Here is a 12,937-nt window from a genome sequence, read left to right as displayed (position 1 = left end):
CCCTATTTAGGGGCGTAGTTCAATTGGTAGAGCACCGGTCTCCAAAACCGGGTGTTGGGGGTTCGAGTCCCTCCGCCCCTGCCAGAAAACAATCCTTTGCTTCGGCAAAGGATTTTTTTTGTCCAAAATTTGGTATTTACCTCATAAATTCGTCAGTGAAAAGGGTTTGAGTTTCACTGCGCGACACTCAAACCCCTCTCAATTTATGCTTTATTGCGTCAATACTGGGAATTTTAGCAGCTGACGAATATGCGCTTGTTGATCGCTATTCTGCAGCCACACCGCATAGAGTGGCCGAACGGCAACAGGTGTATCTGGAATAACCATCAAATCACTATAAATACTGTGCCATGAGTCCGGTAAAAACGCACAAGCACCGGTGGTATGCAGTAATTCACGCGTCACATGTGCCGAAGTCGTCGTTAATACCGGTACGTCATCACTGGACAGATAACTTTCATGTTGATGAAAATCTGCTCCCCACTCTAGTTTAATGTAATCATATTTTTCACGTTTCTCCGTTTTACGGGCGCGAAAGAGTGCGAGCGATATATGACCAATCTGCTGGCTGGTTAACTCATCCATTTTTGGCGCTTCGGTAGTAATCAACAGATCCAATTGGCGCTCGTGCAACTGCTTTACCAGCAAGTGTCGTTGTGCAATGCGCGCTTCCAGATGGAGGCTTTCCCGATTCTCATAAAGCGTTTTTAACCAAGGGGTTAGGTACGCTTCCCACAACGAAGCACTGGCACCTATCGATAGCTCATGATGCTGTTGTGTATGCGAAACTTCCTTTTTGGCCATCATCCAGGTACTCATCAAACTCTCTGCATAGGGCAATAAACGCTCACCCGCAGAGGTCAGACGAATATTATTTCGATGACGAGTAAAAAGGTTAACCCCCAGCTGATTCTCCAGCTGACGAATGCGAAAACTAACGGCAGATTGCGTGAGGTAAAGCGCTTCAGCAGCACGCCCGAAATGGCGTGTTCTGCTCACTTCGAGGAAAGTTTTCAGTAATTCCGTATCCACAGCATTCTCCCAAAATTTGTTTGTCGTACTGATTTAAATGTTTTGTTTTACACTCTGTCAAGCCTATCTAATACTCCGCGCCATAAATAGCACGGCCATAAGAGAGTCGGGAGCGTGTAAAATGGCGAATAGCTTCGCAACAACAAATCGTTTCTTTGATAACAAACATTACCCTCGTGGTTTTTCGCGTCATGGTGACTTCACCATTAAAGAAGCCCAGCTTCTGGAACGCCACGGTTACGCCTTTAATGAACTGGACCTCGCCAAGCGTGAGCCCACAACAGAAGAAGAGCGTTCATTTTTAGAAGTATGTCGTGGTCTGCGCGAGCCGCAAACGGAAGCTGAACGTGTCTGGTCGAAATACACCGCACGTATTAAGCGCCCTAAGCGTTTCCATACCCTGTCTGGCGGCAAGCCGCAGATGGATACGGTGGAAGACTTTAGCGATAGCGATGATTAAAAAATAACGGGGCTTAAAAGCCCCGTTTTCTATTCCAGGCTTTTATGCAGATAAATCAGTAAACGGTCAATGCTGCGATAGCTCACCGCTTCCTGCAAATGCCGTCGTGAAATCCTCTCCTCTTCGTCCAGATCGGCAATCGTCCTCGCCACTTTCAAGATCCGCTGCCATGCCCGTACCGAAAGCCCCAGCGAGTTCAGCACCGTTTCCAACCACACTGCATCTTCAGCTATCAGCGAACAGTTAAGCGCAATCTCTGGATTAGTTAAGTGTGCATTCACTTTACCCGCTCGTTGGATCTGCCTTTGTCGAGCCGCGAGCACGCGCTGAAGCACTTTTGCACTGCTCTCACTAACCTCTTGTTTTTGGCTCAAGGTACCGCTTGGTAACAGGGGGATTTCCAGCGACAAATCGAAGCGATCGAGAAAAGGGCCTGAAAGCCGGCTCAGGTAGCGCAGCACCTGTTGTGGCGTGCACCGGTTATGACTTCCCTGATAATGCCCTGTTGGGCTAGGGTTCATGGCACCAATCAGCTGAAAGCGTGCCGGATAGGTGACTTTGGCACGGGTGCGGGAAATGGCAATTTCTCCAGACTCGATGGGCTCACGCAGTGCATCCAGCACCTTGCGGTCAAACTCCGGCAGTTCATCGAGAAACAGTACACCATTGTGGGCTAATGAAATTTCTCCCGGCCGCGGCAATGATCCCCCTCCCACCAATGCATACAGCGAACCACTGTGATGGGGTGCTCTAAATGGCCTTCTACGCCACTGATGATGGAGATTGCGGTTGCTGACTAAACTACTGATCGCCGCGCACTCCAGCGCTTCTTGGTCGTTTAACGGCGGCATGATGCTGGGCAGGCGTGTCGCAAGCATGGTTTTTCCCGTACCCGGCGGTCCGATGAGCAACAGGTTATGGCCGCCAGCGGCAGTAATCTCCAGCGCACGTCGTCCTTGCTCCTGACCAATAATATCGCTGAGGTCCTGCTCTCCCTGCTGTAATGCTTCAGGTTGATAGTGAGCAACGGTAAGGGGGGATTGATTATGCAGAAAGGCGCAGATCTCAACCAAATGTTTACCGACCAGCGTTTCACCTTGTTGAATCAACCCTACATCCTGTTGATTCTCTTCAGCTAACACCATTTGCCGACCAGCAAGTATTGCCGCCATTGCGGCCGGAATGGCGGCCTGAACGCCACAGAGCGCGCCGTTAAGCGCTAGCTCCCCCAGGAACTCATAGTGCGCCAGTTTCGCGTCAGGAAGCTGCTCTGAGGCCGCGAGAATAGCAATAGCGATGGGCAGGTCATAGCGGCCACCTTCTTTAGGCAAATCTGCCGGGGCCAGATTGATGGTGACGCGTTTAGCGGGGAAAATGAATCCACTGTTAATAATGGCGCTGCGCACCCGTTCTCGTGCTTCCTTCACCGTGGTCTCAGGCAGACCCACCAATGTTAATGCAGGCAGGCCTTTGCTGATATGCACCTCCACTGTCACCAAAGGTGCCTGCACACCGAGAGCGGCGCGGGTTAAAACTTTTGATAGAGACATCACTACTCCTTGTTCTCTCCATCATGCGAGGTGAAAACGCAGCCTGCGAACGCATTTGTGCAAGTTTCAGCGTTAGATTCCAGAAAATAGGCGATATTCGACGGGTTTTCGTGGTGATTGAGCGCGAGATCGCAAAAATAAACTGACCGTTGCGCCGCGTGCGTAATGAATAATTATCACAACTGTAAATAACCTTTTACTTACAACGTGATAACCGATGCTCGTCGCACACGTCATAAAAAAACATTATGAAAATAATTGTCATCAAGCGGATAACTATGGTAACTCTGTAGGTATTACTTCGAACAATCGAAAAAACAAACAACACATGAAAGCCCTTCTACAAGTGATTAGCCTAGTCGTGATTAGCGTGGTGGTGATTATTATCCCACCGTGCGGGGCATCGCTTGGAGAAAGAAAGGCTTAAAAATCAAGCCCGGAATTCCAAAAACCCCCGCACCGAAAGGTCCGGGGGTTTTTTTTCGACCTGGCTAAATATCAGCGAATCAGCGAGGAACAGATTATGAGCAGTAGCATAAAATTCTGTTGTTCCCCCAGGAATACAGGAGAATAACCATGACAGGTGCACAGTGGGTAGTTCAGGCTTTACGCGCGCAGAGTGTCGACACAGTGTTTGGCTATCCTGGCGGCGCAATCATGCCAGTGTACGATGCGCTCTACGATGGCGGCGTGGAACACCTACTGTGTCGTCATGAGCAAGGTGCCGTGATGGCGGCAATCGGTTATGCCCGTGCCACCGGCAAGACCGGCGTGTGTATCGCCACTTCCGGCCCTGGCGCCACCAACCTGATCACCGGGTTAGCGGATGCATATATGGATTCCATCCCGGTTGTCGCCATTACCGGTCAGGTTTCATCTGCCTTTATCGGCACTGACGCCTTCCAGGAGATCGACGTTCTCGGCCTGTCGTTAGCCTGTACCAAGCACAGTTTCCTGGTTGAATCCCTCGAAGATTTACCTGCCGTGATGGCAGAAGCCTTCGCCATCGCCCAGTCTGGCCGTCCCGGTCCGGTGCTGGTTGATATCCCGAAAGACATCCAAATCGCCAGCGCTGAGTTAACACCACACCTGTTGCCGGTTGAAGAAGCGATCAGCCACTCGCCGGAGCATATCGCGGAAGCTCGCGCGTTGATGGCGCAGTCGCATAAGCCGATGCTGTATATCGGCGGCGGTGTTGGCATGGCGCAGGCGGTGCCAGCACTGCGTGCCATGGCGGAAGAAACCGGTATTCCGATGGTTGCCACGCTGAAAGGTTTGGGCAGCGCCGACGCCAGCAGCGATGTCTACCTTGGCATGCTGGGCATGCACGGCACCAAAGCCGCCAACCTTGCCGTTCAATCCTGTGATTTACTGATTGCAGTGGGCGCGCGCTTTGACGATCGCGTCACCGGCAAGTTAGACACCTTCGCCCCGCACGCCAACGTTATCCATATCGACATCGATCCGGCCGAGCTGAACAAACTGCGCCGTGCCCACGTTTCACTGCAGGGCGATTTGAATCAGGTGCTGCCGGCGTTAAGCATGCCGATGCAAATCGATGGCTGGCGCACCGAAGTCAAAGCGATGAAAGCCGAGTTTGAATGGCGTTACGATCATCCAGGTGAAGCGATTTACGCGCCATTGCTGTTGAAGCAGCTCTCCGATCGCAAACCAGACAGCGCCGTGGTGACCACCGATGTGGGTCAGCACCAGATGTGGTCTGCGCAGCACATGAGCTTCACTCAGCCAGAGAACTTCATCACCTCCAGCGGTCTGGGTACCATGGGCTTCGGTCTGCCGGCCGCCATCGGCGCGCAGGTTGCTCGCCCGGAAGACACCGTGATCTGCGTGTCTGGCGATGGTTCGATCATGATGAATATCCAGGAACTGGGCACCATCAAACGCGGCAAGCTGCCGGTGAAAATCCTGCTGCTGGATAACCAACGTTTAGGCATGGTGCGCCAGTGGCAGCAACTGTTCTTTGATGGCCGCTATAGCGAAACCATCCTCACCGATAACCCCGATTTCCTCACGCTGGCCAGTGCGTTTGATATCCCAGGCCAGCGCATTACCCGTAAAGATCAGGTCGACGCCGCGATAGATGCTCTGCTGAACAGTGAAGGTCCTTACTTCCTGCATGTTTCGATAGATGAGCATGAGAACGTCTGGCCATTGGTGCCGCCGGGTGCCAGCAACGCAAACATGATGGAGAAAACCGCATGAACCAGCATCAATTGTCTATCGAAGCCCGCTTTCGTCCTGAAATATTGGAGCGCATTTTGCGTGTCGTCCGCCACCGTGGCTTCCAGGTGTGCTCGATGAACATGGCATCAGCGTCAAACGCCGAGAACATTAATATCGAGATGACCGTTGCCAGCCAGCGTTCGGTCGATTTACTGTCTTCGCAGTTAAGCAAACTTTTGGATGTCGCCTGTGTCGAGATCCAGCAACAGACATCACAACAAATCCGCGCTTAGTCGCCAAAGGAAATAGCAATGAGTACGAAGAAAGCAGACTTTATTTGGTTCAACGGGGAGATGGTTAAGTGGGAAGACGCCAAAGTTAGCGTGATGTCCCACGCACTGCATTACGGTACTTCTGTGTTTGAAGGCGTACGTTGCTACGACTCACACAAAGGTCCAGTGGTGTTCCGTCACCGTGAACACATGCAGCGTCTGCACAATTCCGCCAAAATTTATCGTTTCCCTATCGCCGCCAGCGTTGATGAGCTGATGGACGCGTGCCGCGAAGTGATTCGCGTGAACAAACTGAAAAGCGCTTACATCCGTCCGCTGGCCTTCGTGGGCGATGTGGGTCTGGGTGTGAACCCGCCAGATGGCTACACCACCGACGTGATCATCGCTGCCTTCCCATGGGGTGCTTACCTGGGTGCTGAAGCACTGGAAAATGGTATCGATGCAATGGTGTCTTCATGGAACCGTGTCGCACCGAACACCTTGCCAACCGCCGCCAAAGCCGGTGGTAACTACCTTTCTTCTCTGCTGGTGGGCAGCGAAGCGCGCCGTCACGGTTATCAGGAAGGTATCGCTCTCGACACCAACGGCTATATTTCAGAAGGGGCTGGTGAAAACTTGTTCGAAGTGAAAGATGGCATTCTGTTCACACCACCGTTCACTTCTTCAGCCCTGCCGGGCATTACCCGTGACGCCATCATCAAGCTGGCGATCGATCTGGGTATCGAAGTGCGTGAGCAAACCCTGTCGCGCGAATCACTGTATCTGGCTGACGAAGTGTTCATGTCCGGTACAGCGGCAGAAATCACCCCGGTGCGCAGTGTTGACGGCATCCAGGTGGGCGCAGGTAAACGTGGTCCAGTCACCACCAAAATTCAGAGCGCATTCTTCGGCCTGTTTACCGGCGAAACCGAAGACAAGTACGGCTGGTTGGATCAAGTTAATCCATAACAAGACAGTTACGCGGGTGCAGCTGCGCCCGCGTCATATTTCAGACTGGAGTAAATAGAGCATGCCTAAGTACCGTTCTGCCACCACCACCCATGGCCGTAATATGGCGGGTGCCCGCGCCTTGTGGCGCGCCACAGGGATGACCGATGACGATTTCGGCAAGCCGATTATCGCCGTAGTTAACTCATTCACCCAGTTCGTTCCGGGCCACGTGCACCTGCGCGATATGGGCAAGCTGGTGGCTGAGCAAATCGAAGCTGTCGGTGGTGTCGCTAAAGAGTTCAACACCATCGCGGTGGATGACGGTATCGCCATGGGTCATGGCGGCATGCTGTATTCACTGCCTTCGCGCGAGCTGATCGCCGATTCCGTGGAGTACATGGTAAACGCGCACTGCGCGGATGCCATGGTGTGTATCTCCAACTGCGACAAAATCACCCCCGGCATGCTGATGGCGGCACTGCGCCTCAATATCCCGGTGATCTTTGTGTCCGGCGGCCCGATGGAAGCCGGCAAAACCAAGCTGTCCGATAAAATCATCAAGCTGGATCTGGTCGATGCGATGATTCAGGGTGCCAACCCGAACGTCAGCGATGAAGACAGCGATAAAATCGAACGTTCTGCCTGCCCGACCTGTGGTTCTTGCTCGGGTATGTTTACGGCCAACTCCATGAACTGTCTGGCCGAAGCGCTGGGTCTGGCACAGCCGGGCAACGGTTCACTGCTGGCGACGCACGCCGACCGTAAAGAGCTGTTCCTCAATGCCGGTAAGCGCATTGTGAGCCTGACCAAACGTTATTACGAGCAGGATGACGTCAACATGCTGCCGCGCAACATCGCGACGAAAGCGGCGTTTGAGAATGCGATGACGCTGGATATCGCCATGGGCGGTTCCACCAACACCGTTCTGCACTTGCTGGCAGCGGCGCAGGAAGGCGAGATCGAATTCAACATGTCGGATATCGATCGCCTGTCACGCAAAGTGCCGCACCTGTGCAAAGTGGCACCAAGTACGCCGAAATATCACATGGAAGACGTGCACCGCGCGGGTGGCGTCGTCGCGATTCTGGGCGAATTGGATCGTGCCGGATTGATCGATGCCACGACCCGTAACGTTCTGCAGCAGTCGCTGCGTGAAACGCTGGATCAGTACGACATCATGCTGACCAAAGATGAAGCGGTGAAGAAAATGTTCCGCGCGGGCCCAGCCGGTATTCGTACCACCCAGGCATTCTCGCAGGATTGCCGCTGGGACACGCTGGATGATGACCGTGTAGAAGGTTGTATCCGCACTCGTGAGCATGCCTTCTCTCAGGATGGTGGTCTGGCCGTACTGTACGGCAACATCTCTGAAGATGGTTGTATCGTGAAAACCGCCAGCGTGGACGCGGAATTGCTGACCTTCAAAGGCCCAGCCAAAGTTTACGAAAGCCAGGATGATGCGGTTGCTGCGATCCTCGGTGGCAAAGTGGTGGCAGGCGACTGCGTGGTGATTCGCTACGAAGGGCCGAAAGGCGGTCCGGGCATGCAGGAAATGCTCTATCCAACCACCTATCTGAAATCGATGGGGCTGGGCAAAGCCTGTGCGCTGATCACCGATGGCCGTTTCTCGGGTGGTTCTTCCGGTCTCTCTGTGGGTCACATCTCGCCAGAAGCGGGCAGCGGCGGCACCATTGCGCTGATTCAGGATGGCGACATGATCGAGCTGGATATCCCGAACCGTCGTATCCATCTGGATCTGCCAGACAACGAAATTCATGCTCGTCGTGAAAAAGAGCAGGCACGTGGCGAAGCGGCTTACACGCCACATAACCGCGAGCGTGTCGTCTCCTTCGCGCTGCGTGCTTATGCATCCCTCGCGACCAGTGCTGACAAAGGTGCGGTACGCGATAAGTCCAAGCTGGGAGGCTAACAACTGATGGCTGAGTCTCAACCGCTACCCGCGTCGCCTAACGGCGCGGAGTATTTGCGCGCAGTGCTGCGCTCGCCTGTGTACGAAATTGCTCAGGTGACACCGCTGCAGAAAATGGAAAAAATTTCATCGCGTCTCGGCAACACCATTTTGGTGAAACGAGAAGATCGTCAGCCGGTGCACAGCTTCAAGCTGCGCGGGGCGTACGCGATGATTGCCGGGCTGACTGAAGAGCAAAAAGCACGCGGCGTGATTACGGCTTCGGCCGGCAACCACGCGCAGGGTGTGGCGCTCTCGGCCAGCCGGCTTGGCATCAAATCACTGATTGTGATGCCGCTGGCCACGGCAGACATCAAGGTTGATGCAGTGCGCGCATTTGGCGGTGAGGTTTATCTGTTTGGTGCTAACTTCGACGAGGCAAAAGCCAAAGCGATTGAGCTGTCCGAGCAGCAGGGTTACACCTTTGTGCACCCGTTCGACCACCCGGCAGTGATTGCCGGGCAGGGCACGCTGGCGATGGAGTTGCTGCAGCAAGACGCGCATCTCGATCGCGTGTTCGTGCCGGTCGGCGGCGGCGGTCTGGCGGCGGGCGTGGCGGTGCTGATCAAACAGCTGATGCCACAGATCAAAGTGATCGCGGTGGAGTCAGAAGATTCAGCCTGCTTGAAAGCGGCGCTGGATGCCGGTGAGCCGGTGGATCTGGCGCGCGTCGGGTTGTTTGCTGAAGGTGTGGCGGTGAAGCGCATCGGCAGCGAAACTTTCCGCCTGTGCAAAGAGTACCTCGATGACATCATCACCGTGGACAGCGATGCCATCTGCGCGGCAGTGAAAGACCTGTTTGAAGATGTGCGTGCGGTGGCGGAACCTTCTGGCGCTTTGGCGCTGGCGGGCATGAAGAAGTACATCCAGCAGCACGACATCAAAGGCGAGCGCCTTGCGCACGTCTTGTCGGGCGCCAACGTCAACTTCCACGGTCTGCGCTATGTGTCAGAACGTTGTGAAATCGGCGAACAGCGCGAAGCGTTGCTGGCGGTGACGATTCCAGAACAGCAGGGCAGCTTCCTGCGTTTCTGTCAGACGCTGGGTGGCCGTTCGATCACCGAGTTCAACTACCGTTATGCGGATGCCGATAACGCCTGCATCTTCGTCGGCGTGCGCTTAACGCGTGGTGCGGAAGAGCGCAGAGAAATCATCAGCCAGCTGAGTGAAGGTGGTTATCAGGTGGTGGATCTGTCGGATGATGAGATGGCCAAACTGCACGTGCGCTACATGGTGGGCGGTCGTCCATCTAAGCCGCTGCGCGAGCGCCTGTTTAGTTTTGAATTCCCGGAAGCACCGGGCGCACTGCTGAAGTTCCTGCAGACGCTCGGCGCGCACTGGAATATCTCGCTGTTCCACTATCGCAGCCATGGCACCGATTTTGGCCGCGTGCTGGCCGCCTTCGAAGCCAACGATCAAGAGCCGGATTTCGAAACCCATCTCACGGCGTTGGGCTACGAATGGCACGATGAGGCAAACAACCCGGCGTTTCGTTTCTTCCTCGCCGGGCAATAGTTACAGCAGGCTCCAGAACGCATTGATAAGCGGCTCACCGAGCCGCTTTTTTGTACGCACACGCCGAGTTCCAGCGGTGCGACCGACTCAATATTCTCCAGCGTCAGCACGCGATTACGCACCGGCTCCGGGCTGTTCTCCAGCACCACATCCGGCAGCAGTGCAATGCCACATCCCAGCGCCACCATCGATACAATCGCCTCATGCCCGGAAACCGTCGCGTAAATCTGCGGATTGGGAATGCGATGGCGACGGAACCACAAATCGATACCGCGGCGTGCAGGCCCTTGTTCCGGCACGATAAAGGGGATCTGTGACCAGTCAGGAACATCCTGTGTGGCCTGACTGCGCACCGGGCAAGGCAGCGCCGGGGCGATCAGCACCAGCGGGATCAGCCCCAGTGGCGTAAAATCTATGCTGGCAGGCAGTGACTCAGGGCGACCGGCAATGGCCAGATCGGCTTCGCCCGACTGCACCATTTCAATCGCATCAGCCGCATCACCGGTGGTGAGTTTGATTTCCACCTGCGGATGTTCGGCGCGGAAGCGATCGAGTATCGGGGGCAGATGGCTATAAGCGGCGGTCACCGAGCAGAACAGGCGCAGCTCGCCGCTGAGGGAAGGGCCGTTAAGGTCCATCACGTGGCGCAACTGTTGATATTGCAATAAGGTTTGTTGAGCAAATTGTTTGAGACGTTCGCCGGCTTCAGTGAGCGTGACGGTGCGGTTATCACGCAGGAACAGGGCATGACCGACATCTTCTTCAAGACGCTGGATCTGGCGCGATAGCGTGGACGGGCTGACGTGCATGGCGCGCGCGGTGCGGCCAAAGTGGCAGCTTTCCGCCAAATGAAGAAAGAGTTTCAGGTCTCGTAAATCCATGCGTATTTCACCTCAACGTGATGTTGCAAATTCTGCAATGTAACGTTGTTAATATATCAATTTAAGCAACGGATTTCCTGTCATATGATGGGGTCATTCGCGGCACTGAACACGGTGTCGTTACCGAACAAAAGCAAACACAACATCTAACCGGAGTACCCATGTCTAACTACTTCAACACATTGAACTTGCGCAACCAATTAGCGCAGCTGGGCAAATGTCGTTTCATGTCACGCGAAGAGTTCGCAGACGGCGCAAGCTTCCTGAAAGGTAAGAAAGTCGTTATCGTTGGCTGTGGCGCTCAGGGTCTGAACCAGGGCCTGAACATGCGTGACTCCGGTCTGGATATTGCTTATGCACTGCGTGCTGAAGCGATTGCTGAGAAGCGTGCTTCGTTCCGCAAAGCGACCGATAACGGTTTTAAAGTGGGTACTTACGAAGAGCTGATCCCACAGGCGGATCTGGTGGTTAACCTGACGCCAGACAAGCAGCACTCAGCAGTCGTTAAAGCGGTTCAGCCACTGATGAAAGATGGCGCGGCGCTGGGCTACTCGCACGGTTTCAACATCGTTGAATCAGGTGAAACCATCCGTAAAGACATCACCGTAGTGATGGTTGCCCCGAAGTGCCCTGGTACTGAAGTGCGTGAAGAGTACAAGCGTGGTTTCGGTGTACCAACGCTGATCGCGGTTCACCCGGAAAACGATCCAAAAGGCGAAGGCCTGGCGATTGCCAAAGCCTGGGCAGCAGCCACCGGTGGTGACCGTGCGGGCGTACTGGAATCTTCCTTCGTTGCCGAAGTGAAATCTGACCTGATGGGCGAGCAGACTATCCTGTGCGGTATGTTGCAGGCCGGTTCTCTGCTGTGCTTCGACAAGCTGGTGGCGGAAGGTCACGATGTGGCTTATACCGAAAAACTGATTCAGTTCGGCTGGGAAACCATCACCGAATCACTGAAGTTCGGTGGCATCACTCTGATGATGGATCGCCTGTCTAACCCGGCGAAAGTCCGTGCTTACGCGCTGTCTGAGCAGCTGAAAACCATCATGGCGCCACTGTTCCAGAAGCACATGGATGACATCATCTCGGGCGAATTCTCTTCCGGTATGATGGCTGACTGGGCGAACGACGATAAAAACCTGCTGACCTGGCGTGAAGAGACCGGCGCAACGGCGTTCGAGAACGCACCACAGTTCGACGGTAAAATCGAAGAGCAAGAATACTACGACAAAGGCGTTGTGATGGTTGCGATGGTAAAAGCGGGCGTTGAGCTGGCCTTCGAAACCATGATCGATGCAGGCATCATCGAAGAGTCTGCTTACTACGAATCACTGCACGAGCTGCCGCTGATTGCGAACACCATCGCGCGTAAGCGTCTGTATGAAATGAACGTGGTTATCTCCGATACCGCAGAATACGGTAACTACCTGTTCTCCTTCGCGGCGGTTCCACTGCTGAAAGAGTTCATGACCACCCTGCAGCCGGGCGATCTGGGCAAAGCGATTGAAGGCACTCAGGTGGATAACGCGCAGCTGCGTGATGTTAACGAAGCCGTTCGTCAGCACCCAATCGAAGCGGTTGGCCGCAAACTGCGTGGCTACATGACCGACATGAAACGTATCGCGGTCGCTGGCTAAGCCACACGCAACACCGTTTTCAGCACAAGAACAACCCCGGCTTGCCGGGGTTTTTTATGCCTGAACAGATAGCTTCCCACACCCAGTAACTAAAAAAAGCTACTAAGCCGCAATGCTATGGCGTTCACGCAGTCCGTGTGTTTTGGTAAAAGTCAGTTAAGCGACGGGTGATAACGCAGTCTGGTGCCGTACAGGGGCTGGCTGTCCTCGCGCCGCTGCGCGGTACCTTCACTTCATTCGTGTGCCTCACGGAATGGCGGGGGATGGCACATCCTGTGCCGCCCCGCCTTTCGCCCGCATCCATGCGTGCTCTCCTGGCAAACTCACTACGTTCAGCGCTGCGGATTGCCAGCCCCTGTACGGCACCAGCCTGCTCTTAAGCTTCTGTGATTGATGTTCAAAAGGGCACAATAGTTGAGGCCAGCGCGCCTCTGCTGCTGCAAGGGCTATCCGCAGCGCTGAGGCTTTTACGTTGGGCCAGGAGGC

At 54.5% G+C, this 12,937-nt stretch carries 11 protein-coding genes, 1 tRNA gene and 1 pseudogene; 9 read left to right on the top strand and 4 right to left on the bottom strand.

The features are described 5' to 3' along the window. Positions 1 to 8 precede the first annotated feature (8 nt). A tRNA-Trp gene (locus HA45_RS22695) sits at positions 9 to 84 on the top strand. Positions 85 to 210: 126 nt separating this feature from the next. On the opposite strand, the gene hdfR is transcribed toward HA45_RS22695, so the two are convergent. Then, positions 211 to 1,032: an HTH-type transcriptional regulator HdfR gene (gene hdfR, locus HA45_RS22690; RefSeq protein WP_100701954.1), complete on the bottom strand. Its 822-nt coding sequence runs from the start codon at positions 1,030 to 1,032 to the stop codon at positions 211 to 213. Between the two features lie 121 nt (positions 1,033 to 1,153). On the opposite strand from hdfR, the gene HA45_RS22685 reads away from it, so the two are divergent. Next, positions 1,154 to 1,492: a MaoP family protein gene (locus HA45_RS22685; protein ID WP_084938268.1), complete on the top strand. Its 339-nt coding sequence runs from the start codon at positions 1,154 to 1,156 to the stop codon at positions 1,490 to 1,492. A gap of 29 nt (positions 1,493 to 1,521) precedes the next feature. Here HA45_RS22685 and HA45_RS22680 read toward each other — a convergent pair whose 3' ends face one another. Next, a complete protein-coding gene (locus HA45_RS22680) occupies positions 1,522 to 3,042 on the bottom strand; it encodes a YifB family Mg chelatase-like AAA ATPase (protein ID WP_100701953.1) in 1,521 nt (506 codons plus the stop codon). A gap of 328 nt (positions 3,043 to 3,370) precedes the next feature. Between HA45_RS22680 and ilvL the strand changes: the two genes are divergently transcribed. The 6 genes from ilvL (at position 3,371) to ilvA (ending at position 9,933) form a co-directional block, all read left to right on the top strand. After that, on the top strand, positions 3,371 to 3,469 hold the full coding sequence (gene ilvL, locus HA45_RS22675) for an ilv operon leader peptide (RefSeq protein ID WP_071531048.1): 99 nt from the start codon (positions 3,371 to 3,373) through the stop codon (positions 3,467 to 3,469). 149 nt (positions 3,470 to 3,618) lie between these two features. Then, positions 3,619 to 5,265 carry an acetolactate synthase 2 catalytic subunit gene (gene ilvG, locus HA45_RS22670; protein WP_100701952.1) on the top strand — a complete coding sequence of 549 codons (1,647 nt, stop codon included), beginning with the start codon at positions 3,619 to 3,621 and terminating at the stop codon, positions 5,263 to 5,265. Beyond that, entirely contained in the window at positions 5,262 to 5,519 is a 258-nt protein-coding gene (gene ilvM / locus HA45_RS22665) for an acetolactate synthase 2 small subunit (RefSeq protein WP_100701951.1), read from the top strand. The genes ilvG and ilvM overlap by 4 nt, the downstream gene beginning before the upstream one ends. A gap of 18 nt (positions 5,520 to 5,537) precedes the next feature. Further along, on the top strand, positions 5,538 to 6,467 hold the full coding sequence (locus HA45_RS22660) for a branched-chain amino acid transaminase (protein ID WP_100701950.1): 930 nt from the start codon (positions 5,538 to 5,540) through the stop codon (positions 6,465 to 6,467). Positions 6,468 to 6,528: 61 nt separating this feature from the next. After that, positions 6,529 to 8,379, top strand: a complete 1,851-nt coding sequence (gene ilvD / locus HA45_RS22655) for a dihydroxy-acid dehydratase (protein ID WP_100701949.1) — start codon at positions 6,529 to 6,531, stop codon at positions 8,377 to 8,379. A gap of 6 nt (positions 8,380 to 8,385) precedes the next feature. Then, positions 8,386 to 9,933, top strand: coding sequence for a threonine ammonia-lyase, biosynthetic (gene ilvA / locus HA45_RS22650; protein ID WP_100701948.1), 1,548 nt, complete (start codon positions 8,386 to 8,388; stop codon positions 9,931 to 9,933). Here ilvA and ilvY read toward each other — a convergent pair. Next, a pseudogene (gene ilvY / locus HA45_RS22645) lies at positions 9,934 to 10,814 on the bottom strand (HTH-type transcriptional activator IlvY). Positions 10,815 to 10,975: 161 nt separating this feature from the next. On the opposite strand from ilvY, the gene ilvC reads away from it, so the two are divergent. Beyond that, positions 10,976 to 12,451: a ketol-acid reductoisomerase gene (gene ilvC / locus HA45_RS22640; RefSeq protein ID WP_100701946.1), complete on the top strand. Its 1,476-nt coding sequence runs from the start codon at positions 10,976 to 10,978 to the stop codon at positions 12,449 to 12,451. Positions 12,452 to 12,697: 246 nt separating this feature from the next. Here ilvC and HA45_RS27715 read toward each other — a convergent pair. Continuing rightward, positions 12,698 to 12,937: hypothetical protein (locus HA45_RS27715; protein WP_211280919.1), on the bottom strand; the 240-nt coding region annotated here is incomplete at its 5' end.

Origin of the sequence: Pantoea rodasii (assembly GCF_002095465.1) — a bacterium.
Classification (GTDB): domain Bacteria; phylum Pseudomonadota; class Gammaproteobacteria; order Enterobacterales; family Enterobacteriaceae; genus Pantoea; species Pantoea rodasii.
This window is presented reverse-complemented; position numbering and strand designations above follow the sequence as displayed.

Bases quoted from the DNA above. Each gene is read 5' to 3' on its own strand.
- ilvC (WP_100701946.1), top strand. From the start codon at position 10,976: ATGTCTAACTACTTCAACACATTGAACTTGCGCAACCAATTAGCGCAG.
- ilvG (WP_100701952.1), top strand. From the start codon at position 3,619: ATGACAGGTGCACAGTGGGTAGTTCAGGCTTTACGCGCGCAGAGTGTC.
- ilvM (WP_100701951.1), top strand. From the start codon at position 5,262: ATGAACCAGCATCAATTGTCTATCGAAGCCCGCTTTCGTCCTGAAATA.
- ilvL (WP_071531048.1), top strand. From the start codon at position 3,371: ATGAAAGCCCTTCTACAAGTGATTAGCCTAGTCGTGATTAGCGTGGTG.
- HA45_RS22685 (WP_084938268.1), top strand. From the start codon at position 1,154: ATGGCGAATAGCTTCGCAACAACAAATCGTTTCTTTGATAACAAACAT.
- ilvD (WP_100701949.1), top strand. From the start codon at position 6,529: ATGCCTAAGTACCGTTCTGCCACCACCACCCATGGCCGTAATATGGCG.
- ilvA (WP_100701948.1), top strand. From the start codon at position 8,386: ATGGCTGAGTCTCAACCGCTACCCGCGTCGCCTAACGGCGCGGAGTAT.
- HA45_RS22680 (WP_100701953.1), bottom strand. From the start codon at position 3,042: ATGTCTCTATCAAAAGTTTTAACCCGCGCCGCTCTCGGTGTGCAGGCA.
- HA45_RS22660 (WP_100701950.1), top strand. From the start codon at position 5,538: ATGAGTACGAAGAAAGCAGACTTTATTTGGTTCAACGGGGAGATGGTT.